Origin of the sequence: Enterococcus sp. FDAARGOS_553 (assembly GCF_003812305.1) — a bacterium.
In the GTDB taxonomy this organism is placed as follows: Bacteria; Bacillota; Bacilli; order Lactobacillales; family Enterococcaceae; genus Enterococcus_D; species Enterococcus_D gallinarum.
This window is the reverse complement of sequence record NZ_CP033740.1, coordinates 1,851,773-1,873,404: the sequence shown is the minus strand read 5'-3', so window position 1 is coordinate 1,873,404 and position 21,632 is coordinate 1,851,773. Positions and strand designations below refer to the sequence as shown.

Below are 21,632 nucleotides of genomic sequence, written 5' to 3'. Positions count from 1 at the left end.
GCTTGACTATTATTGCAATCGATTGCATAATTAGGTCTGTAAACGCAAACAATTAATTTTTAGGAGGAACAAGAATGAAGGTAGATGTAAAACGATTACTTATTGGGGGAAGTATTTTAAGCTTGTCTGCAATCGTACTAGGCGCTTGTGGCAACAGCAACGACGATGCTGCTTCAAGCAATGGCAGTGCAGCGGAGTCTAGTGCAAAAGTCGAAGGTGATATTAAATTATGGGTAGATACCGAACATATTGATGCCTTACAAGGGCAAGTCGACAAATTTGAAAAAGAGTATCCTGATGTAAAAGTAACAGTTGCAGTTGGCTCTTCTGCCGATGCCAAAGCAGACGTCTCAAAGGACCCTGAACAAGCAGCCGATGTATTCATGATGCCTCATGACCAAGTAGGACAAATGGCTGAAGCTGGTCTGATTTATCCAATCGGTGATAAGCAAGCAGCAACAATCAAAGATACGAACGTGGAAGCAGCAGTTGATGCCGTGACTTGGAAAGACAAAATTTACGGCTATCCTTACGGTGTTGAATCTCAAGTGCTTTATTACAATACTTCTACATTGACAGCAGATGATGTAAAAACTTGGGAAGGATTGACTTCCGCTGGAAAAATCGGTACCAACTTTGCAGAAGACGGTGCAAACTACATTTTTGGCCCTCTATTTATGAGCAACGGAAATGTTCTTTATGGAGAAGACGGTGAAGATATTAATGGAACCAATTTCAACAACGAAGCTGGTGTTGAAGTCTTACAATGGATCGCCGATCAAAAAAATAATAGCGGTGTCCTTCAAGCCAGTGAATCCGCGTTGTCTGATTTGCAATCTGGTAAATCAGATGCCTTCCTTTCAGGTCCTTGGTCAAAAAATGACGTAGAAAAAGCGCTTGGAGACAACATGGGTGTTGCCGCCTATCCAACGATCGACTTCGGCAGTGGTGCGAAACAAATGAAAGCTTTCTTAGGTGTAAAACTTTATGCTGTCAACCAACAAACCGAAGCGCCATTAGCAGCTATGGCTTTAGCAGAATATTTAAGCAACCAAGAAACACAAGAAATCGAATTTACTGAAAACGGCGTTGTCCCTTCAAATAAAGATGCACAAGAATCTGATGCAGTAAAAGCTGATGCAGTAGCAAAAGCTGTGATGGAAATGTCTGATGCAGAACACTCTGTCGTGATGCCTAAATTGCCTGAGATGGTTTCTTTCTGGCCACCAATGGATGCGTTAATCAACGATACCTATAAAGGTCAAATCAAACCAGATCAGTTCCAAGATAAACTCGATAAGTTTGTTTCCGATATTTCAAAAGTAACCGAATAATCAACAACACATCACTATACATGACAAAGGGAAAGCCTGCTTTCCCTTTTCTAGTTAATTACGAAAGCAAGGTGAGAGGATATGTTCAGGAAAAAACATGCGTCGCATATCACTTTTAGAGAATTATTCAAAAAAGGCGATCTAGCGACAAAACTATCTTTTATTTTGATGGGAAGCGCTAATTTCGCCAATAAACAATGGCTGAAAGGAATTATTTTCATCGTATCACAAGTTGGTTTTATCGCTTGGTTCATAAGAAATGGTTTCCACGCTCTTCTGATGCTGCAAACATTAGGAACACAAAAACAAGGGTTGGTCTATAACGAAGCACTTGGTATTGAAATCTTGCAAAAAGGTGACAATTCAATGCTCTTATTGCTTTTCGGTATTGCTTCCCTGCTCGTTTGTGCACTCTTGATTATTCTCTATATCATTAATTTGAAAAGCGCCCGTCATTTGTACGAATTAAAACAACAAGGACTTAAAATCCCTACGACACGCGACGATTTACATAGTCTGGTGAACGAACGCTTTCATGCAACATTGATGACAATCCCATTGATTGGTGTCTTATTTTTTACTATCTTACCGCTCTTATATATGATTTCGATTGCCTTCACCAATTATGATCACAAAAATTTACCCCCAAAAAATCTGTTTACTTGGGTAGGATTGAAGAATTTCTCTAATGTCATCACTGGTGATATGGCGTCCACCTTTTTCCCAGTACTAGCTTGGACATTGACATGGGCTGTACTCGCAACGATCACTTGTTTCTTCTTCGGCGTGATCTTAGCCTTGTTGATCAACGCGAAAGGGATCCGTTACAAAAAATTGTGGCGCACCATTTTTGTTTTGACGATGGCAGTTCCTCAATTCGTGTCACTTTTGATCATGCGTAACTTACTAAACGGTTCTGGTCCGATTAACTCACTCTTACTGAATTGGGGATGGATCTCTTCTTCGATCCCGTTTCTGACCGATCCTTTCTTTGCGAAAGTCAGCATTATCTTTGTGAACATGTGGATCGGGATTCCAGCAACCATGCTTGTAACAACAGGAATCTTACAAAATCTTGATCAGGAACAACTAGAAGCAGCCGAAATCGATGGCGCCAATAAATTCCAAATTTTCCGCTCCATCACATTTCCTCAGATATTGTTTGTAATGATGCCCGCATTGATTCAACAGTTTATCGGCAACATCAACAACTTTAATGTTATTTTCTTATTGACTGGCGGCGGCCCATCTAACTCTAATTTCTATGGTGCTGGCTCGACCGATCTGTTAGTAACGTGGCTGTACAACTTGACAGTCAACACGATGGATTACAATTTAGCTTCCGTAATCGGTATCTTGATCTTTATCTTATCTGCTGTCTTTAGCCTGTTTGCGTACACGCGAACAAATTCTTATAAGGAGGGGTAACAATGTCTGTAAAGAAAAAGAAATCCGGCTACCAACAAGGGCAGTCAAAAACCCGTTTTCTGATTTATACGATTTTGATCATTCTTTCTGTTCTTTGGTTATTCCCGATCGTTTGGATCATTTTGACAAGTTTTAGAGGAGAAGGTGGGGCCTTCGTTCCTTATATCATTCCCAAAGAATTCACTTTTGAAAATTACCGACAACTATTAGCCAATGATAGCGGCAGCTACCCTTTTGTCCGCTGGTTCTTGAATACATTGTTTGTTGCTGTCTGCAGCTGTCTTTTGTCCACATTTATTACAATCGCAATGGCCTACTCTCTCTCACGGTTGCGCTTTAGACTTCGTAAACCTTTCTTGAAAGTTGCCTTGGTATTGAATATGTTCCCAGGCTTTATGAGCATGATCGCCGTTTATTATATTCTAAAAGCCCTCAACCTAACACAAAGCTTATTAGCGCTGATCTTGGTTTATTCGGCTGGAGCGGCACTGGGATTCTACGTTGCCAAAGGGTTCTTTGATACGATTCCAATGGCGCTAGATGAGTCTGCCATGATCGATGGTGCCAATAAATGGCATATTTTTACCAAGATCACATTGCCGTTATCAAAACCAATTATCGTCTATACCTCTTTGATGGCCTTCATGGGTCCTTGGATGGATTTCATCTTTGCTCGAATCATCATGGGTGATGACGTCAAAAACTATACCGTTGCGATCGGACTTTATTCTATGATGACAAAAACAACAGCCAATTCGTTGTTTATGTCCTTTACAGCTGGCTGTGTGCTGATCGCTATTCCAATCACTCTACTCTTTATCTATATGCAAAAATATTATGTACAAGGAATTACTTCCGGTTCAGTGAAATAATCCTCTTCCTACCTCACTTTTTTAAGCAAAACTAGCAATCGCTGAGTGACTCTCGACTCGACGATTGCTAGTTTTTGTTTTTGATCTTCCCTACGCCTCTTGACTAGCTAACGCTACTTCAACGCCTTGTTCTTTCAATGTTGAAACATGCATTTCTCCCCAATGACAGAGAGCATCCAATACGCTGCTTAATGTCAGACCATAGTCGCTGAGAGAATAAACAACCTTTGGTGGAACTTGGTGATAAGAGGTTCGCAAAACGATGCCGTCTGTCTCCAGCTCTCTTAGTTGCTGCGTCAGCATTTTTTGACTGATATCAGGTATCCGTCGCTTCAAATCACTCGGACGCAAGGCGCCATCTCGCAGATTACACAGAATAATCGGTTTCCATTTTCCACCGATCACATCCATAGTAGCTTCCACACCAATGTTGTATTTTTTTGGAGTCATACTTAAAACACTTTCTTTAAATTCAAAAAAGTTACTTTTTTGACACTATAGCACAAAAAAGTAGGTACTATTCATCTGAACTTTTTTAGTATAAGGTATATTTACCAAAAATCAAGGAGGAAATTTATATGATTCATTCATTAACCGACACAATTACATTGAACGAACAAGTCAGCATTCCTGGCTTTGGTTTGGGCGTCTTTCAAATTCCTGATGAAGAAGTAGCTACTGTTGTAAAAAACGGCATTTTAAAAGGTTATCGTTTGATTGATGCCGCGCAAATATATGATAATGAAAGCGGAACAGGCCAAGGGATCAAAGAAGGACTAGCAGCAACGGGACTTACACGAGAAGAACTCTTTGTCACTTCTAAAGTTTGGAACAATTATTTGACCTACGATGAAACGATCGCGGCTTTTGAAAAGTCCCTCGCGCTTTTGCAATTGGATTATTTAGACCTTTATTTGCTCCACTGGCCTGGCAAAAATGCGTATCAAGAATCTTGGCGGGCACTTGAAGACCTCCATCAAGCTGGAAAGATCAAAGCCATCGGCGTCAGCAATTTTCAGAGCCATCATTTGAAGGAATTGCTCGCTGCAGCAAAAGTCAAACCTGTGTTAAATCAAGTGGAACTACATCCAAAATTAGCTCAAAAAGAACTGCGTGATTATTGTCAGCAACAAGGAATCAAGATCCAAGCTTGGTCTCCATTGATGCAAGGTCAGATTCTCCAACATCCGATCCTCGTAAAGATGGCTCAACGCCATCACGTATCCCCTGCACAAATCGCCTTACGCTGGCATATCCAAAGATATTTTACTGGTAGTTAAGACAGTTAATCCCGACAGAATGGAACAAAATCAGCAACTCTTTGATTTTTCTTTGTCGGAAGAAGATATGCATGGACTTAACCGTTTGAACGAAGATCACCGGGTAGGTCCCGATCCGGATCAATTTAACTTTAACTAAGGAAATGGAGTGAAGGAAATGGAATTAGGATTAACAAAGAAAACAGCACTGGTCACTGGCTCTACGAAAGGTATTGGGAAAGCAATTGCTTTCGAGCTGGCAAAAGAAGGCGCGGATGTCATCATCAATGGACGGCAAGAGGACAGTGTCAAAGCTGTCGTTGCTGAATTAAAAGAAAAATTTCCTAAGACGAATCCTCAAGTGGCTCCATATGATCTAGCCGATGCAGCAGCTCGCCAACAGCTTTTTGACCACTTCCCTAAAGTAGATATTCTTGTCAATAATATGGGGATCTTCGAACCAATGGATTACATGGAAATTACCGAAGAAGTTTGGGAACATTTTTTCCATGTGAATGTTTTGTCGGGAAATGCTTTAGCAAAATTTTATTTGCCTCATATGCTCCAACAAAACTTCGGCCGTGTGATTTTTATTGCCAGTGAAGAAGCCGTTATGCCTTCTGGAGAAATGCCGCAGTACAGCATGACAAAAACGATGAACCTCTCTTTGGCTAAAAGTTTGTCAAAACTCACCGCTGGGACACAGGTCACTGTAAATACGATCATGCCTGGTTCAACACTGACCGAAGGCGTAGAAACGATGCTGAAAACGATGTATCAAGAAAGTGATTTGCCGGAGTCCATGTGGGAAGAAGATTTCATGAAAAAGCATCGCCCACTGTCTCAAATTCAACGGCTCATTCGTCCAGAAGAGATTGGACGCTTTGTAGCTTTCGTTGCTAGTCCTTACGCATCCTCTTTCTCTGGAGCCGCCTTGAGACTCGACGGTGGTTTAGTACCAACGATTTATTGATTTCTCAGCAAAGAACTATGTCAAAAAGACTTTAGCAAACACAGCAGCCGAAAGGCCATGAAATTGCCCCTATGATCCCGCAGATCGGATTTACACCTGCAGGATTGATAGGGCAATTTTATTTCACTCAGCGAATCATTTTGTTTAACTGCCCCTTTTATCACAGCTTTTTTATTCAAAAAAACAGAGCAGATCACTCTGCTCTGTCAAAAAAGACTTTTTTGGGGATTTCCGACAAGTCATTCTTTGATCAATCGGTTTCGATCAATCCATACTTGCCGTCTTTACGGCGATAAACAATGCTTGTGCCGTTTGTTTCGGCATCTTCAAAAATGAAGAAGTTATGTCCTAGCATATTCATTTGCAAAACGGCTTCTTCACTATCCATCGGTTTTAGAGAAAGACGTTTTGTACGTACAATGTCTAGTTCTGCTCCATTGGTTTCTTCTTCGTTTGTATCCGTTGTGAATAAGTCGCCATTGTCTGGAGCCACTAAAGCTGTTTCCCGAGATTTACGGTTGATTTTCGTTTTGAATTTACGGATTTGGCGTTCTAATTTATCAACAACCAAATCAATACTTGCATATAGATCAGGAGAAGTTTCTTCCGCACGCAAGACTAGGAATGGTAACGGAATGGTTACTTCAACTTTTGCTGTTTTTTCGGTATATACTTTCAAATTAACATGCGCTGTTGCTTCAGGCACATCATTAAAATAACGCTCTAGTTTACCTACTTTTTTCTCAACGTAATCGCGGATCGCTTCAGTTACCTCGATATTTTCGCCACGTACATTATATCTAAACATAAAAATTACCCCTTTCGTCTACCACACTAAGAAGGAAAAGGACCACTCTCTTCTTCTTCTTAACTCTATTATATCGAAGTATCTTGCATTTGGAAAGCGAATCGCTAAGATTTTTTTAAGCGTTTACAATTCCTTATCTGGCAAAAGAAAAGGACGTGATCGTTTTCGGCTGGCAAGTCAAAAGTACTTCTGCAGCATGATAAATTGTTTGTCCAGTCGTATACACATCATCCACCAGCAACACACGTTTCTCTTTGATTTCTTGACCCTTTTCGATAATAAATGGTTGCGGAGCTGCTAATCGTTCGTTTCTAGTCATTGCTGCTTGAGGAGGTAAATGGATCTTTTTCTTTAGTAAGGATCGGTAATCAATCCCGGCAGCTTGTAATACTGCTGTCACTTGATTAAAGCCACGCTGCTGATAGCGTTCATGAGAAAGGGGGATCGGGATGACCAGATCATAGAGCAATCCTTTGAAAGCTTGCTTGATCTCTGGGAGAAAGGTAGCTCGCAGACGAAAATCGCCCATTAATTTGTATTGATGGAGCCACTCCTGCATTCCTTGATTGTATGTCATCAGAGCACGATGCTGTAGCTGAAACTTTGGATAACGTTGCCCCCAATAGCGACAATCCCGACAATTTTGGCTTTCATTACAACATGTCTTGCAGCAGCTAGTCAAATCAACAAACTGCAATTTACTCCTACAGTCTGGACACTTCTCTGAAGCAGGAATTCCTAATGGCCATAAAATCTCCCGCAGCCACAGTTCTCGTGCAAACTCCTGTTGGCACCAGCTACACTTCACTTGCCAGCCACTCCTTTGCTAATCGATTCATCGCTTGGATTTCCAAGATCGCCTTACGAATCGCTGATGTTGCTTGATCATAGAAAAAGAGAACTTCTCCATGATTGAATGGACCTTTTCGATCAACTCGTCCAGCAATCTGGACCAGTGCTGATTTAGAAAAAACAGGATGATCTGCTCCTATCACCACTACAGAAACATTTTCAAAGGTAACACCTCGTTCCAAGATGGTAGTTGTGAAAAGAATCTGATACTTTGAATTGCGCGCCTTGACTACTTTTTCTATTCGAGCAGGGTCTTTTGCTGAAACACTGGTTATCGTCTCCTCTTTTAAGAATGATCGAACAGCTTTTTCTAGCCGTTCCATAAAAACAATACTTGGGCAAAAAACTAAGACAAAATTTGTTTGAGATAGGCGTTGCAGATGAAACAATAAGCGCCGTAGTCTTCTTTTTGTTTGATACACGTTACGCCAACCTTCATACCAAATCAGTTGAGGAACGATCAGCGGTCGCTGATGAAAACGCAGCGGCATTTTTTCCACTGCAAAATTTGTTGTTTCTTTTAGTAACGCATCTGAAGGTGTGGCACTTAGATAAATCAGACAGCCGGTCGCTTTCAGTGCATTCATTAACCCGAACCTTAGTTGCTGGTCCCCTTCATAAGGAAAAGCATCTACTTCGTCAACGATTATCAGATCAAATGCCCGATAAAAATGCAGCAGTTGATGAATGGTCGCCACAAGCAAGTCTGTATACCGATAGTCTTCCTCTGAATCTCCGTAAAGCAGTAAACAAGATTCTTTGGGAAATGCCTGTTGGATCCGAGGGAACAGTTCGCGGCACACATCGATTCGCGGAGAGACGACAGCTACCCGATGTCCTTGCAGCCTTGCCGCTTGTATCACTTCAAAAATCATTTCCGTTTTGCCAGAGCCGGTTACCGACCAAACCAACGTTGCTTTTTTTTGTTGATAATTTCTTACCAACGCTTGTGAGATTCTTTTTTGAAAAACCGTTAGTGGACCAGGCCAATGAATTTTCGGAAAACTGACGCTGCTTTGTTCCGAAACTGTCACAAAAACTTTAGACGTATCTGCCCGTCCGTAATGGATGCAGGCAGGGCAATAGTGAATCCCTGTTGGCAGTTGTACCTCCTCTTTATTGAAGCAGCTGCCACAACGCTGACATTCAATTTGTCCCTCTTTGATTAAGACGGCTGGACGAATGTCACCTTTGAGTTGGTCGGAGTTGTTGCGTTCCCTTTCGGATACTAAAATTTGACGACCGCCTTCTTCCATCGTATCCCTCCTCTCGTTATATATGACTGATCAAGCCTTCAAAAGCAGGTACATTCGCTAGTTTTTTCGAAAGCCTTGGACATTCGACACAATTAAAGTACGCCATCCACAAAAAAAGAACCTTACTCGTTCTCATTTTCTGCCAAAACAGAGAAATTCGAAACCTGTAAGGTTCTACTCAATAGTCTTAAGTAATCGTTGAAAATGGATTGGGCTTATTCACCAATCAATGTCAATGCTTGATCCAACACTTTTTCACCATTCATCATACCATAGTCAGCCATGTTGATAACTTCCAATGGGATTCCCTTTGGTGCTAAACGTTTTTCAAAATCGCCTTTCATGAAACGAACTTGAGGGCCTAATAATAAAACGTTCACATCTTTGCTTTCTAAATGTTGATCTGCTTCTGAAGCGGAAACAGCAAAAATATCTGTATCAAGACCTTTTGCATCAGCAGCTTTCTGCATTTTTGTCACTAATAAGCTGGTGCTCATTCCTGCGGAACAAACTAACATAATCGTTTTTTTAGCCATATCGAACACTCCCTAAAATTTTAAATAATATAACATTACCTATTCCTAGTATAGAACAAGTTTCAAATTTGTCAACGCTTACTGTCTATTAACCAATTGGACTTGACCAATTGATTGAAAACAACATATTCCTTCTTTAAATTCACGTGAACCACTTCATATCTTGCATTCAACCACGCATAGGCACCGTTTTCCGGATGTCGATAATCATTGGCCCACCAATCAATGCTCTTGCGGGCACTCTTTGGCAGCCCTGTCGCCGGAAATAACAGTTCATCAAATTGTGTGAAAGTCAATGTGACTTGAGAACCGCCATTAGATTTTAAGTAATGAGTGATGATATCGTATTTCTTGCGTTTACTCAATGGCAACGCCTCCTTTTTTATCCGTTCACTTATTCTTTACTGATTTCTTTCATTGAAACTTTTCTCCACATTACCTATACTGAAAATAAAAGGAGGAGCCTATGAAGAATAGTTATCGCACCATTCGTGAGGATGGACAAAGTGAACAAGAAATCAAGAAATCCCGATTCATTTGTTCCCTTAAACGTGTCACTTCCGAAGAGGAAGCCAAAGCATTCATCCTCGCTCTCAAAAAAGAGCATTGGAAGGCTAATCATAATTGCAGTGCTTTTGTTATTGGCGAGAACAATGAGATCCAACGAAGCAGCGACGATGGGGAACCAAGCGGTACCGCTGGTGTCCCCATGCTAGATGTCCTCAAAAAAAATGAATTAATCAATGTGGTTGCTGTTGTGACCCGTTACTTTGGTGGGACGAAATTAGGCGCTGGCGGTTTGATCCGCGCTTATGCAAGCACTGTTGCCGCTGCCTTAAAGGAAATCGGTATCGTTGAAGGGACACTTAACCAGACACTTTATTTGACCATCGATTATCCTCAGCTAGGAAAGCTGCAAAATCACTTAGAGCACCAAAACATTCACTTAGCATCCATTGACTATACGGATAAAATCCGAGTAACGCTGATGGTTCCCGAAATATCCTTGTCCGCGGTAGAAGCCGATCTAACAGATCTATTACAAGGACAACTAGAGATCGCACACGGCCCTGTCAGCTATGTGGAACGACCGATTTCCTGAGAAACAGATCGAATTTGTGTTGTCATTACTTGCTGGTGAAGCAGAATGATTGTTCAGATAGCTACTGTCAAGCGATGCCTCATGAATCTGCTTGAGGCATCATTTCTGACAATTCTTGCTACTCTTTCACCTCGTTTACTAGCTTTCACTTTTGTCTTTCACTTTGGTCAATATAATTTTCTATTTCCTGTCTTATTTTTCTAAATAAAATTCAAAACGATTCCCTACGTATTGTGTACGCACGTATTCAAATGGTTGTCCGTTTTCAAAACAGGTAATTTGCCGCATTCTTAAAATTGCATCCCCGCGTTTGATTTGCAAGTAATCAGCGATTTGCTCCGAAGCAATCATTGCTGAGATCGTTTGTGAGGCAGCTCCGATCTTATGACCGCCCTTTTCTTCTAACACATGATACAAAGATGAGATGATTTCTTCTTTACTAAAATTGTGAATCAATTTCTCTGGAATACTCGCCACTTCGAAACAAATAGGTACATCATCTGCATAACGAATGCGTTCCATCCGTAAAATCGTCTCATGTCCTTCTAATTGCAACTTTTCCATTTCACTCGAACTTGGGGCTGTCAAGAAGTAGGCCACTGCTTTACTAGAAGGCACCCGTCCAAGTGAGCGCATGATCTCAGTAAAACTCGTGGTTCCGCTCATTTTCTCCTGTACTTTCTGACGAGCCACATAAGTTCCTGATCCGATTTTTCTTTCCAAAATCCCTTCGTCGGCTAGTGTCTGAATAGCTTGGCGCAATGTCATGCGACTAACACCGAATTGTTTCGCTAACTCGCGCTCAGAAGGCAAACGGTCACCGATTTTGTAGGTTTCATTCTCGATGTTTGCTTTGATTTGATCATGTATCTGTATGTATACGGGTAAGTTCTCTGCCATAGTCTATTCCTCCATTCAGTTTCTATTATAACTGGTATATACCTAAATAACCAATGAAAAAACTAAAAAGACTGTCAATTTAAGGGAAAAATCCTTTTTTTCATTCTGTTCTTCTTACAAAAGACAAAATAAGAAAAAAAGTTCCCTCAAATTGGTACAGTCTTATTGGATAGTTAAAGCGCTGAATGTTAGTTGCTGCTTTGCAAAGCTTTATTGGCCGTTGCCAACATTAAACGAATCCGATTCAATTGATTGACCATGGAGACTCCAGGATCATAATCAATCGCAGCAATATTGGCTTTAGGATATTGGTGCCGCAGTTCTTTGATTACACCCTTACCGACCACATGATTTGGCAAACAACCAAAAGGCTGCATGCAAACAATATTAGTCACATCAGATTTCAATAGATCAATCATTTCACCAGTCAAAAACCACCCTTCACCCGTATGATTACCAATAGATAAGATTTTGCTAGCATCATCTGCTAATTGATAAATCGAGTGTAATCCTTCAAATCGCTGAGAAGCCCGCAACGCACGGTCCATCGGTTTTTGGATCCGTTCGATTAATCCAATGGCAAATTCAGCGATCCATTTGCTTTTTTTGGCCATTCCTAGGTTTTGATAGCGCCAAATCTGATTATAAAGCGAATAATTCATAAAACCAACCATGTCTGGTACTACCGCTTCCGCCCCTTCTGCTTCCAAAAGTCTCACGATATCGTTATTCGCTGTAGGAGAGTATTTCACTAAAATCTCGCCTACCACACCGACTCTTGGTTTCACGATGTCCTGCAGATCAATCGTATCAAAATCGGCAATGATTTTTTTCATGTTGTGGTTGAACAAAGTAAAAGAACCGTTGCGTACATTTTTTTCAACTTTTTTAAGCCACGTTTCATGAAGCCGATCTACAGAACCAGAGATGGCTTCATAAGGCCGCGTTCGATAAACAACTCGTTCAAATAAATCTCCATACAAAAATGCAACAGCCACGCGTTTGAGCATTGGTAATGTAAACTTAAAGCCAGGATTTGACTCCACGCCTTGATTTCCCATGGAGACCGAAACGACGGGAACTTGTGGAAACCCCGCCTCGTTCAATGCTTTACGCAGCAGCGGGATATAATTGGTTGCCCGACATCCCCCGCCCGTTTGTGTCATCAATACGCTAGTGTTTTGCAAGTCATATTTTCCACTTTGGAGTGCTTCGATCAATTGACCGATGGAAATAATGGCTGGATAGCAAGCATCGTTATTTACGAAACGCAGGCCCACATTGACTGCTTCTCGATCATCCGCCGGCAAGCAGATCACATTGTATCCCGAAGCTTGCAGTGCCACATCGACTAACCCGCTTTGATGGATTGGGCTTAGCATGGGTAATAACAAAGTATGTTGTTTACGCATTTCTTTAGTAAATGTGATCTTGGCTGGTTCTTCAAAACGTTGAGTAGGAATAAAATGGTTTTTCTCCCTTTCATTGACAGCTGCCTTAAGAGAACGTAAACGGATCCGAATGGCGCCTAAATTAGCCCCTTCATCGATTTTCAATACAGTGTACAATTTGCCATATTGTTCCATAATCTCTTCTACTTGATCTGTTGTGACGGCGTCGATTCCACAACCAAATGAGTTTAGTTGGACCAATTCCAACTGCTTGCTTTTAGCGACGACCCGTGCTGCGGCATATAAACGAGAATGGTAAACCCACTGATTAACGACCCGTAAATGACCGACATTTCCCAAATGCGCAATGCTATCTTCTGTTAATACATGAAAGCCCTCTTGGGTAATCACTTCCGCGATCCCATGATTGATCTCCGGATCCAAATGATAGGGTCTGCCAGAAAGTACGATGCCTCGCTGATTGGTTTCGGTCAGCATCCGTAAGGTTTTTTCCCCTTGCTGACAAACATCTAGCTTAAATTGATCCAATTCTTCAAAACCAAGCCGCAATGCGTGCGCGATCTCTGTCTCAGTGATACCAAAATCTTGAAATTCTTCTGACAACACTTTGACCATTGAAGTTTCGTCTGCCAAATTTAGAAACGGGTTACGATAATCCACACGGCCAGCACGGATATCATCCAGATTGTTGCGAATAACATCTGGGTAGCTTTGTACGATGGGACAGTTGAAATGATTCTCAGCCTGCGCTGTTTCTGGTCTTTCAAAAATAATTCCTGGATAAAAAATCAATGGGACCCCTTGGTCGATCAACGCTTGAATATGTCCATGAGCGATTTTGGCCGGATAACAAGCGGTATCACTTGGAATCGTCTCGATACCTTTCTCATACAATTCTTTGTTTGATCGTGGGGACAATTCAACGCGAAAGCCCAGTTCTGTAAAAAAAGTATGCCATAACGGATAGTTTTCATATAGATTCAATACACGAGGAATGCCGATACGCCCACGAGACGCTTCTTTTTTGCGAAGCGGGCGATACTTAAACAAGCGGCGGTATTTGTAATCGACTAAATTTATCTTGCGCTCTTCTTTTTTGATTTTGATGCGGGCACCCCGCTCGCAGCGATTTCCGGTAATAAATTTGCGTCCATCCGAGAATAAAGTGACAGTCAGCATACAATTATTTTCACATAACCCGCAATGAGTGAATTCTTTTTCAGCAGTAAATTGACTCAATTCATCACTTGAAAGCAAGGCTGTGACTTCACCAATCTCGTAATTTTCTAACGCGATCAGTGCTGCACCATAAGCCCCCATCAAGCCAGCAATTGACGGCCGCACGACTTCCCTGCCGCTGATTTTTTCAAAGGCTCGTAACACCGCCTCATTATAAAAAGTTCCTCCTTGGCAGACGATTTTCTCACCTAGATCTTCTGGGCGACGAATTTTGATCACTTTATACAAGGCATTTTTGATCACAGAATAGGATAGACCCGCAGAAATATCCCCGACAGATGCACCTTCTTTTTGGACTTGTTTCACTTTTGAATTCATGAATACCGTACAGCGAGAACCAAGATCGACTGGATTCTTGGCAGTAGTGGCTGCTAACGCAAATTCTTTGACTTCGTATTTCAGCGAACGCGCAAAGGTTTCAATAAAGGACCCGCAGCCTGAGGAACAAGCTTCATTCAGCTGGATCGAAGAGAGTGCACCATCTTTGATAGTCATGGCCTTCATATCCTGCCCGCCAATGTCTAAAATAAAATCGACCCCCGGTTGGAAATGTTCGGCGGCTTTATAATGAGCCATCGTTTCAACTTCACCAATGTCAATTTTCAGTGCATTTTTGATCAACTGTTCTCCATATCCTGTGACCGCAGCTTTCCCGATGAACACAGCTGGTGGCATCTGCTGATACATTTCCTGTAATACCCGCATGGTGGTTTCCAATGGCTGCCCTTCATTGTTGCCATAAAAAGAGTAAAGAATCCTACCCACTTCGTCGATCAATACGACTTTCGTTGTCGTTGAACCCGCATCGATACCGAGAAAGGCTGCTCCTGTATGAGAAGCAAGTTTTTTTTCTTCCACCGAAGATTGGCCATGACGCTGTCTAAAAACTGCGAGCTCTTCTTCCGTAGCAAATAGCGGCGCCAATGTGTGAGACGGTTGCAATTTCGCTGAATCATCGGTTGATAACCGGGCTAATAATGTATTGAGTTGAGCTGTTTCTTCTCCATATAAAGCGGCGCCGATCGCAACAAACAGCTGGGGATTTTCTGGAAAAATAATGTCTTCTTCAGCAATTTGCAGTGTCTCCACAAAGCGGCGCCGTAGTTCAGACATGAAATAAAGGGGGCCACCTAAAAAAGCCACTTTCCCCTTGATTTTACGACCAGCAGCTAACCCTGCAATCGTCTGATTGACCACTGCTTGAAAAATACTGGCGGCGATGTCGGCTTTATCTGCTCCTTCATTGATCAAAGGTTGCACATCTGTTTTTGCGAATACCCCGCAACGGGAAGCGATAGGATAGATCGTTTGATAATTTTTCGCTAAATCATTTATACCATTAGCATCGGTTTTCAACAATACCGCCATTTGATCGATAAACGCACCCGTCCCACCTGCACAGCTACCATTCATTCGTTGTTCCAACGCCCCTTCAAAAAAGGTGATTTTGGCATCTTCCCCCCCTAATTCAATGGCAACATTTGTTTCAGGAATCAGTGTCTCAACTGTTTTAGTACAGGCAATGACCTCTTGCACGAAAGGGATCGCTAAAACTTCGGCCAGTCCCATCCCTCCAGAGCCAGTGATTGCTAGTGCGACCTGTTGATTACCGATGACTTCCTGAGCTTCCAGTAAAACTTTTTTTGTGGCAGTTTTGATATCCGAATAGTGGCGTTCATACTTGGCAAAGAGGGTCTGCTTTTTTTCATTCAAGACCACCATTTTGACAGTCGTCGATCCTACATCGATACCAGCACTTAATTTTTTCATAGGGTGCCTCCGCTTTATCCAACACTTTGTTGATTATCTTACAAACTGTTTGTTATAATACTTATGTCTATTTTAAGAACAATCTATTGAGATTTCAACAAACAGATTCATGTGATGTGTGGGATAAGCAACAGGAACGGTAAAAATGTCGTTTAAATTGAGAGGAAGTTCACAAAAATGAAAAAAGTTGATTTGCGGGTTCAACGCACGAATAAACATATTATGGAGGCTTTTATCCGACTCGTAGAGCATAAAGGCTACGATCAAGTGACTGTCCAAGATATTGCCGACGAAGCCATGATCAATCGTGCGACATTCTATGCTCATTATAAAGACAAACAAGATTTATATGAAAAAATTTTTGATATGGCAATCGACTCCTTTACTTCGATTTTGTCCCTTGAAGATTTAGTCCAGGGAAATCGAATCAAGATCAAACGAGTCGAACTTGCGATGACAAAAATCTATCAGCACATTCAGGACAATCGCTTTTTTTATCTGACCATCATGGATGGCGCAGCCATCGAATTAGTCCGGCAACGAATCGCGGAGATTCTCTATGAACAATATGACCATATTTTTTCAAAATTAAAAATTACAGAAAGCTCCATCGAAGTACCGCTGGATTTCGTTATTGAATATATGACATCGATTTTTGTTGGTACTCTGCACTGGTGGCTTACTGCCGATAGTCAAATGACTCCTGACCAACTAGCTAAACTGGTCATTAAATTAGTCGCCAATGGACACTTAACCGTTCTCGGTATCGAAATCGAAGGGTAACATACGAGAAGGAGAGTATATCGTATAAATCAAAAAACCGAACCAGAGTTGCTTCCCCCAGTACTTCCTCTCAGAAATCAGGAAAACGTGAAACGGGTGACAACTCTTGTCCGGTTTATTTGTTATTGGGCTGTTTTACTCAATGTCTTTTCGCAATCAATGATTCTTTGAACGCCATTTGATCGTATCTTTTGTTTTACGCAATTGTGTAACTTTGATACCTTTTGGTGCAATACGAATAGCATAATCTTCACGTTTGACAACATCATACACATGCTCAGCTGCTTCGGTGACTTTTTCTTTTAGATTCAATTTAAATTTCATCTTCTCATCTCCTGAGTTATTTACCTATAGCCTATCGTAAATAAAAAAAATCTTCAACTTTTAACCCTTAGAATTTTGCTATAAATAACGAAGAAAAGTCAGCAAGACATGCTTGCTGACTTTTCTTGATTGTTCACTGACTGGGGTAGCTGGATTCGAACCAACGCATGACGGAGTCAAAGTCCGTTGCCTTACCGCTTGGCTATACCCCAATGGTGGAGGAGAGTGGATTCGAACCACTGAACCCGAAGGAACGGATTTACAGTCCGTCGCGTTTAGCCACTTCGCTACTCCTCCAAACGGCTTTTAAAAAACCTGACTCAGTTATAATACCTAAAAATATAACAAATTGCAAGAGCAAAATGTCATTTTTTTTAAGAAATTATTCATGTAAGTTCCATTGGCGCAAAATCGTTTCAATTGCTGCATCCAAAGTTCGGCTTGCACCTAAATCTTCTTCGCCCAGAAAGCTTTGGAATTCTTTCGGACCGGATGCGAGAATTTCACCAATCACTTTTTTCCCTAATACTAGTTGATGGACTTCATATTCTTTTCCTTGGATCACCTTAACGGTTTCTTCCACACGGACTTCAATATCTTTATTTTTTTTCGACATCATACTCACCTCTTTCAGATACCTTGTTTATTCTACCAGAAAACACCGCAAAGCAAAAGCAAATCTAGTCAACCATTCATCCAGAAAAAAATCATGCAATCACTGATTGTGTTTGCATGATTTTTGCTTATTTTTGATTGGTCAATACCGCACTCAATACCGTATACCCAGCATTGGCAAAAATTTTCTCGATTTCTGACACTTGTCTGGATTCAACTTGAATCTCTACGATCGTTTTCAAAGCCATTCGGTTGACCACGATCGTTAAAATACTTAATTGATGATCTGTTAATAACTGCGTGATTTCCGCTAAGACACCGCTGTGGTCATCAATAATCTCAAGAGCTACTCTTGTACCGCCCTCATAGTAACCTGTGATCTTCAAGAAAGCATCAAAGATATCATTATTCGTAATGATCCCTACTAGTTCGTCATCTGCTAAAACAGGCAACACACCGACATTTTCTTCCCGCATGACTGCAATCGCGTCTTCTAGCAGCGCCTCCGGTTTGATGGTGGTCACTTTCTTCAGCATGATATCTGCTACAGTCGTTTTGTTTAATAAATAATTCATTTCATAAACACTTAAACTTGTCGCTTTTGAAGGCATTGCTTCTGCAATCGTGCCTTCTGTAATCAGGCCAACTAACCGTTGCTGATCAACAACCGGCAATCGATGGATGTCATGTTTTTTCATTAAGTCTATCGCATCAAATATTGGCATTGCCGAATGAACAGTGATGACATTCTTGGTCATAAAATCACGTACACTCATTTTTCATCCTCCTTGTTGTAAGCTATTAACCACCTAGATAGGCTTTCTTGACTTCATCACTTTCCAATAACTCTTGCCCGCTTCCTTGCAAGACGATTTTGCCAGTCTCTAGAACATACCCGCGGTCAGCAATGGACAAAGCCATTTTGGCATTCTGCTCAATCAATAAAACGGTCGTTCCTTGCTGTTTGATTTCTTGGATAATCGAGAAGATCTCTTTGATGAATATTGGGGCTAGGCCCATGGATGGTTCATCGAGTAAAAGCAACCGAGGCTTGGACATCAGTGCACGTCCCATTGCCAACATCTGCTGTTCTCCTCCTGATAACGTTGAAGCATCTTGACTTAGTCGTTCTTTTAGGACAGGAAATTTCGTGAAGACCTGCTGATAGTCCTCTTTGACTTGATTGTCTTTTCGCAAAAAAGCGCCCATCTCAAGGTTTTCTTGAACGGAGAGTCCTGGAAAAACGTGACGTCCTTCAGGTACTTGTGATAATCCATTAGCAACGATTTTTTGTGGAGCTTCTTTTTGGATGGGTTTGCCTTCAAAGAGAATCGTGCCTTTAGAGGGTCGGATCAGACCGGAAATCGTCCGCAAAATCGTCGTTTTCCCTGCACCATTGGCACCGATCAACGAGACGATCTCTCCTTGATTGACTTCAAAGGAAACATCATGAACCGCTTGGATCATGCCGTAATGGACACTTAAATTTTCAATACGCAGCATTAGAGTTCCCCTCCTAAATAGGCTTCGATCACTCGCGGATCATTTTTGATCTCTTCTGGCTTTCCATGAGCAATCACTTGCCCATATTCCAGTACATAGATGCGTTCACAAACCTCCATGACTAAACTCATGTCATGTTCGATCAATAAAATCGTCAGTTGAAAGTCTTTTTGGATACGGTAGATCAATTTAGTCAGTTCCGCTGTTTCCTGAGGGTTCATCCCGGCGGCTGGCTCATCAAGAAAAAGGATCTTTGGTTCAGTAGCCAATGCCCGAACGATCTCAAGACGTCGTTGTTCACCGTAAGGAAGATTTTTTGCTAGTGTTTGGCTTTTATTTTCTAAGTCAAAGATACGCAATAATTCCATGACTTTCTCTTTCATTGCAGCCTCTTTGTGATAAAACTTTGGCAACCGCAACACACTCGTAAAAAAGCCTTCTTTTTGTTTGCTGTTCATGGCAATCAGAACATTGTCCATCACTGTAAGATCTTTGAACAACCGAATGTTTTGGAAGGTGCGGGATAATCCCATAGCTGCGATAAGATAGGGCTTCTCCCCATTCAATCGCTTGGATTGTCCTTGTTCTTCTAAAAGAACGTCGCCTTCACTTGGTTCATAGACGCCTGTCAGCAGATTGAAGAGTGTCGTTTTCCCTGCACCATTCGGACCAATCAGGCCAACTAGTTCATTAGTTTCTAAATGTAAATCGACATGTGAAACTGCCGCCAAACCACCAAAGTTCTTAGTCAGCTTCTTAACTTCCAATAGAGGCATTCGTGTCATCCCCCTTTTTTGTAAATTTATCAAAGATGCGCTTCACAGAAAATTCCCAAGTTCCCAAAAGTCCACTTGGCTTGAAAATCATAATGGCGATCAATGCCAGTGCGTAAATAATCATGCGCAAATCTGAGAAGCCTTGTAAGTACATATTCAATATACCTAATACGACCGCTGAAACCACTGCTCCTGTCGTACTACCGATCCCGCCAAACACAACGATGATCAAGACATCGATCGATTTCATAAAGCCATAATCTTTCGGAAATACCGATTGTTGATAACTTGCATATAATGTACCGGCAATACTAGCCATGACAGCACCCATCACAAAAGCAATCACTTTGTATTTCGTTGTATTGACCCCCATTGCTTCCGCAGCGATCTCATCTTCTCGTATCGCTAATGTTGCTCGTCCTGGTCCACTATGGATAAAATTAGAGACCACCAAGATGGAGCCGACAGCAAAAAGAAAGACGATTTGCCAATTACTGAATTGCGGTAACCCGAATATCCCTGCAGGTCCATTCGTCAATCCTCGTAAATTGACTAATAAGATACGGATAATCTCTGAAACACCTAACGTTGCAATCGCTAAGTAGTCTCCTTTCAAGCGCAATGTTGGAATCCCGACAACTAGTGCGATCAGCCCCGAAACGAACATCCCCACGATAAGACCAGAAAGAAATCCGCCAAATGTAGGATTGTTGGCTGTTAAAATTGCCCCTGCGTAAGCACCAATCGCCATAAAACCTGCATGACCTAAAGAAAATTGTCCCGAAAAACCAATAATTAAATTTAGCCCTACTGCTAAAATAATATTGATTCCGATATTGACGATAATCGCGTCTGAAAATAGATTGATCAATCCGCCGTTATAAGCTGCAAACAAACCGAAGTAGATAACAGCGGCGAGTGCTAACCAAGTAATGTTGTATTTCAAATTCTTTTTCATCACTGACACCTACACTTTCTCTTTCAGGTTCTTGCCCAATATTCCTGCCGGACGGACCAACAATATAATTATTAAAATGACATAGACTAAAGCATCTTTATAATCAGAAAAACCTAATGCAGTAGCAACTGTTTCAATTAGTCCGATCACGAAGCCACCTAATGCTGCCCCAGGAATGATCCCTATACCGCCTAATACAGCCGCAACAAAAGATTTTAGTCCCGGCACAACCCCCATCGTAGGATCGATCGAATTGTAATACAATCCAATTAACATCCCACCAGCAGCTGCCAACGCAGAACCAAGAGCAAATGTGAAGGAAATCGTCCGATTGACATTGATCCCCATCAACCGTGCGGCATCCGCATCCACGCTAACAGCACGCATCGCTTTTCCCATTCTGGTTTTCTTGACGATTAGCTGTAAAAGGATCATTAACGCCAATGAGACTGCTAAAATCAATAATTGTATGTTACTTACCTCCACAAAACCAATACTATAAGTTTTGCGGGCAATGGCTTGTGGAAATGGTCGGACATCTGGGGAAAAGAAAAAAATCATGACATTTTGCAATAAATAGGAAACACCGATAGCGGTGATCAAAGCCGAGATCCGGGTGGAATTCCGGAGTGGGCGATAGGCCAGAAACTCGATCGTCACGCCTAACGCTGCACTAGCAATCATTGAGATGAATAGTGCAGGAAAAAAGCCCAGATTCCATTGATTGATCAAAAAATAACCAATAAAACTGCCGATCATATACACTTCACCATGAGCAAAGTTGATCAGTTTAATGATGCCGTAAACCATCGTGTAGCCTAACGCTAATAAGGCATAGATACTACCTAGAAATAAACCATTGATTAGTTGTTGGATCATCATTTCCATGTTTTCACTTCCAATACCTTAAATTCTTGATACTTGTCTAAGAA

21 protein-coding genes, 2 tRNA genes and 1 pseudogene are annotated in these 21,632 nt (G+C 41.5%); 7 read left to right on the top strand and 17 right to left on the bottom strand.

Annotated features, from left to right (window positions below):
- The first annotated feature begins 74 nt into the window (after nucleotides 1–74).
- From EGX73_RS09480 to EGX73_RS09470, 3 genes are all read left to right on the top strand, one after another.
- Entirely contained in the window at nucleotides 75–1,334 is a 1,260-nt protein-coding gene (locus EGX73_RS09480) for an extracellular solute-binding protein (RefSeq protein WP_081131235.1), read from the top strand.
- A gap of 81 nt (nucleotides 1,335–1,415) precedes the next feature.
- Nucleotides 1,416–2,762 carry a carbohydrate ABC transporter permease gene (locus EGX73_RS09475; protein ID WP_003127621.1) on the top strand — a complete coding sequence of 449 codons (1,347 nt, stop codon included), beginning with the start codon at nucleotides 1,416–1,418 and terminating at the stop codon, nucleotides 2,760–2,762.
- A gap of 2 nt (nucleotides 2,763–2,764) precedes the next feature.
- Entirely contained in the window at nucleotides 2,765–3,634 is an 870-nt protein-coding gene (locus EGX73_RS09470) for a sugar ABC transporter permease (protein WP_003127620.1), read from the top strand.
- 90 nt (nucleotides 3,635–3,724) lie between these two features.
- Here EGX73_RS09470 and EGX73_RS09465 read toward each other — a convergent pair whose 3' ends face one another.
- The gene (locus EGX73_RS09465) at nucleotides 3,725–4,084 is read right to left on the bottom strand and encodes a helix-turn-helix domain-containing protein (protein WP_003127619.1); all 360 of its coding nucleotides are present in this window, start codon (nucleotides 4,082–4,084) and stop codon (nucleotides 3,725–3,727) included.
- Between the two features lie 128 nt (nucleotides 4,085–4,212).
- On the opposite strand from EGX73_RS09465, the pseudogene EGX73_RS09460 reads away from it, so the two are divergent.
- Together EGX73_RS09460 and EGX73_RS09455 are read left to right on the top strand one after the other, a co-directional pair.
- Nucleotides 4,213–5,053, top strand: a pseudogene (locus EGX73_RS09460) (aldo/keto reductase).
- Nucleotides 5,054–5,071: 18 nt separating this feature from the next.
- Nucleotides 5,072–5,866: an SDR family NAD(P)-dependent oxidoreductase gene (locus tag EGX73_RS09455; protein ID WP_003127617.1), complete on the top strand. Its 795-nt coding sequence runs from the start codon at nucleotides 5,072–5,074 to the stop codon at nucleotides 5,864–5,866.
- Between the two features lie 250 nt (nucleotides 5,867–6,116).
- Here the strand turns inward: EGX73_RS09455 and raiA are convergent, their stop codons facing one another.
- From raiA to EGX73_RS09430, 5 genes are all read right to left on the bottom strand, one after another.
- Complete coding sequence (raiA, locus tag EGX73_RS09450; RefSeq protein WP_003127615.1) at nucleotides 6,117–6,674, bottom strand: ribosome-associated translation inhibitor RaiA; 558 nt, start codon at nucleotides 6,672–6,674, stop codon at nucleotides 6,117–6,119.
- 133 nt (nucleotides 6,675–6,807) lie between these two features.
- Nucleotides 6,808–7,482 carry a ComF family protein gene (locus EGX73_RS09445; protein ID WP_003127613.1) on the bottom strand — a complete coding sequence of 225 codons (675 nt, stop codon included), beginning with the start codon at nucleotides 7,480–7,482 and terminating at the stop codon, nucleotides 6,808–6,810.
- Nucleotides 7,472–8,782, bottom strand: coding sequence for a DEAD/DEAH box helicase family protein (locus EGX73_RS09440; protein WP_003127612.1), 1,311 nt, complete (start codon nucleotides 8,780–8,782; stop codon nucleotides 7,472–7,474). The genes EGX73_RS09445 and EGX73_RS09440 overlap by 11 nt, the downstream gene beginning before the upstream one ends.
- A gap of 215 nt (nucleotides 8,783–8,997) precedes the next feature.
- Complete coding sequence (locus tag EGX73_RS09435; protein WP_003127611.1) at nucleotides 8,998–9,318, bottom strand: PTS sugar transporter subunit IIB; 321 nt, start codon at nucleotides 9,316–9,318, stop codon at nucleotides 8,998–9,000.
- 71 nt (nucleotides 9,319–9,389) lie between these two features.
- On the bottom strand, nucleotides 9,390–9,683 hold the full coding sequence (locus tag EGX73_RS09430) for a hypothetical protein (RefSeq protein ID WP_003127610.1): 294 nt from the start codon (nucleotides 9,681–9,683) through the stop codon (nucleotides 9,390–9,392).
- Nucleotides 9,684–9,784: 101 nt separating this feature from the next.
- Here EGX73_RS09430 and EGX73_RS09425 point away from each other — a divergent pair, with 101 nt between their 5' ends.
- A complete protein-coding gene (locus tag EGX73_RS09425; protein WP_003127609.1) occupies nucleotides 9,785–10,420 on the top strand; it encodes a YigZ family protein in 636 nt (211 codons plus the stop codon).
- 192 nt (nucleotides 10,421–10,612) lie between these two features.
- On the opposite strand, the gene EGX73_RS09420 is transcribed toward EGX73_RS09425, so the two are convergent.
- A complete protein-coding gene (locus EGX73_RS09420; RefSeq protein ID WP_003127608.1) occupies nucleotides 10,613–11,320 on the bottom strand; it encodes a GntR family transcriptional regulator in 708 nt (235 codons plus the stop codon).
- A gap of 188 nt (nucleotides 11,321–11,508) precedes the next feature.
- A complete protein-coding gene (locus EGX73_RS09415; protein WP_003127607.1) occupies nucleotides 11,509–15,741 on the bottom strand; it encodes a 2-hydroxyacyl-CoA dehydratase in 4,233 nt (1,410 codons plus the stop codon).
- A 177-nt stretch (nucleotides 15,742–15,918) separates the two neighbouring features.
- Here EGX73_RS09415 and EGX73_RS09410 point away from each other — a divergent pair, with 177 nt between their 5' ends.
- Nucleotides 15,919–16,524, top strand: a complete 606-nt coding sequence (locus EGX73_RS09410; RefSeq protein WP_003127606.1) for a TetR/AcrR family transcriptional regulator — start codon at nucleotides 15,919–15,921, stop codon at nucleotides 16,522–16,524.
- Between the two features lie 156 nt (nucleotides 16,525–16,680).
- Here EGX73_RS09410 and EGX73_RS15935 read toward each other — a convergent pair whose 3' ends face one another.
- The 9 genes from EGX73_RS15935 to EGX73_RS09370 all read right to left on the bottom strand — a co-directional run bounded on the left by EGX73_RS15935 (nucleotide 16,681) and on the right by EGX73_RS09370 (nucleotide 21,588).
- Nucleotides 16,681–16,848 carry a hypothetical protein gene (locus EGX73_RS15935; RefSeq protein ID WP_003127605.1) on the bottom strand — a complete coding sequence of 56 codons (168 nt, stop codon included), beginning with the start codon at nucleotides 16,846–16,848 and terminating at the stop codon, nucleotides 16,681–16,683.
- Nucleotides 16,849–16,988: 140 nt separating this feature from the next.
- Nucleotides 16,989–17,060 (bottom strand) — tRNA-Gln (locus EGX73_RS09405).
- Between the two features lies 1 nt (nucleotide 17,061).
- Nucleotides 17,062–17,145, bottom strand: a tRNA-Tyr gene (locus EGX73_RS09400).
- Nucleotides 17,146–17,230: 85 nt separating this feature from the next.
- Nucleotides 17,231–17,467, bottom strand: a complete 237-nt coding sequence (locus EGX73_RS09395; protein WP_005471857.1) for a DUF2969 domain-containing protein — start codon at nucleotides 17,465–17,467, stop codon at nucleotides 17,231–17,233.
- 124 nt (nucleotides 17,468–17,591) lie between these two features.
- On the bottom strand, nucleotides 17,592–18,239 hold the full coding sequence (locus tag EGX73_RS09390; RefSeq protein WP_003127602.1) for a CBS and ACT domain-containing protein: 648 nt from the start codon (nucleotides 18,237–18,239) through the stop codon (nucleotides 17,592–17,594).
- Between the two features lie 25 nt (nucleotides 18,240–18,264).
- Nucleotides 18,265–18,966 (bottom strand): ABC transporter ATP-binding protein, encoded by a 702-nt coding sequence (locus EGX73_RS09385; protein WP_005471855.1) that lies wholly within the window; start codon nucleotides 18,964–18,966, stop codon nucleotides 18,265–18,267.
- Nucleotides 18,966–19,742 carry an ABC transporter ATP-binding protein gene (locus EGX73_RS09380; protein WP_005471853.1) on the bottom strand — a complete coding sequence of 259 codons (777 nt, stop codon included), beginning with the start codon at nucleotides 19,740–19,742 and terminating at the stop codon, nucleotides 18,966–18,968. The genes EGX73_RS09385 and EGX73_RS09380 overlap by 1 nt, the downstream gene beginning before the upstream one ends.
- Nucleotides 19,723–20,700: a branched-chain amino acid ABC transporter permease gene (locus tag EGX73_RS09375; protein WP_005471852.1), complete on the bottom strand. Its 978-nt coding sequence runs from the start codon at nucleotides 20,698–20,700 to the stop codon at nucleotides 19,723–19,725. The genes EGX73_RS09380 and EGX73_RS09375 overlap by 20 nt, the downstream gene beginning before the upstream one ends.
- 9 nt (nucleotides 20,701–20,709) lie before the next feature.
- The gene (locus EGX73_RS09370; RefSeq protein ID WP_003127599.1) at nucleotides 20,710–21,588 is read right to left on the bottom strand and encodes a branched-chain amino acid ABC transporter permease; all 879 of its coding nucleotides are present in this window, start codon (nucleotides 21,586–21,588) and stop codon (nucleotides 20,710–20,712) included.
- Nucleotides 21,589–21,632 lie beyond the last annotated feature (44 nt).

Excerpts from the sequence above, each read along its gene's own strand:
- EGX73_RS15935 (WP_003127605.1), bottom strand. The coding sequence starts at position 16,848 with ATGAAATTTAAATTGAATCTAAAAGAAAAAGTCACCGAAGCAGCTGAG.
- EGX73_RS09380 (WP_005471853.1), bottom strand. The coding sequence starts at position 19,742 with ATGCCTCTATTGGAAGTTAAGAAGCTGACTAAGAACTTTGGTGGTTTG.
- EGX73_RS09395 (WP_005471857.1), bottom strand. The coding sequence starts at position 17,467 with ATGATGTCGAAAAAAAATAAAGATATTGAAGTCCGTGTGGAAGAAACC.
- EGX73_RS09385 (WP_005471855.1), bottom strand. The coding sequence starts at position 18,966 with ATGCTGCGTATTGAAAATTTAAGTGTCCATTACGGCATGATCCAAGCG.
- EGX73_RS09375 (WP_005471852.1), bottom strand. The coding sequence starts at position 20,700 with ATGAAAAAGAATTTGAAATACAACATTACTTGGTTAGCACTCGCCGCT.
- EGX73_RS09415 (WP_003127607.1), bottom strand. The coding sequence starts at position 15,741 with ATGAAAAAATTAAGTGCTGGTATCGATGTAGGATCGACGACTGTCAAA.
- EGX73_RS09410 (WP_003127606.1), top strand. The coding sequence starts at position 15,919 with ATGAAAAAAGTTGATTTGCGGGTTCAACGCACGAATAAACATATTATG.
- EGX73_RS09465 (WP_003127619.1), bottom strand. The coding sequence starts at position 4,084 with ATGACTCCAAAAAAATACAACATTGGTGTGGAAGCTACTATGGATGTG.
- raiA (WP_003127615.1), bottom strand. The coding sequence starts at position 6,674 with ATGTTTAGATATAATGTACGTGGCGAAAATATCGAGGTAACTGAAGCG.
- EGX73_RS09475 (WP_003127621.1), top strand. The coding sequence starts at position 1,416 with ATGTTCAGGAAAAAACATGCGTCGCATATCACTTTTAGAGAATTATTC.
- EGX73_RS09425 (WP_003127609.1), top strand. The coding sequence starts at position 9,785 with ATGAAGAATAGTTATCGCACCATTCGTGAGGATGGACAAAGTGAACAA.
- EGX73_RS09390 (WP_003127602.1), bottom strand. The coding sequence starts at position 18,239 with ATGAGTGTACGTGATTTTATGACCAAGAATGTCATCACTGTTCATTCG.
- EGX73_RS09480 (WP_081131235.1), top strand. The coding sequence starts at position 75 with ATGAAGGTAGATGTAAAACGATTACTTATTGGGGGAAGTATTTTAAGC.
- EGX73_RS09470 (WP_003127620.1), top strand. The coding sequence starts at position 2,765 with ATGTCTGTAAAGAAAAAGAAATCCGGCTACCAACAAGGGCAGTCAAAA.
- EGX73_RS09440 (WP_003127612.1), bottom strand. The coding sequence starts at position 8,782 with ATGGAAGAAGGCGGTCGTCAAATTTTAGTATCCGAAAGGGAACGCAAC.
- EGX73_RS09455 (WP_003127617.1), top strand. The coding sequence starts at position 5,072 with ATGGAATTAGGATTAACAAAGAAAACAGCACTGGTCACTGGCTCTACG.
- EGX73_RS09370 (WP_003127599.1), bottom strand. The coding sequence starts at position 21,588 with ATGGAAATGATGATCCAACAACTAATCAATGGTTTATTTCTAGGTAGT.
- EGX73_RS09435 (WP_003127611.1), bottom strand. The coding sequence starts at position 9,318 with ATGGCTAAAAAAACGATTATGTTAGTTTGTTCCGCAGGAATGAGCACC.
- EGX73_RS09420 (WP_003127608.1), bottom strand. The coding sequence starts at position 11,320 with ATGGCAGAGAACTTACCCGTATACATACAGATACATGATCAAATCAAA.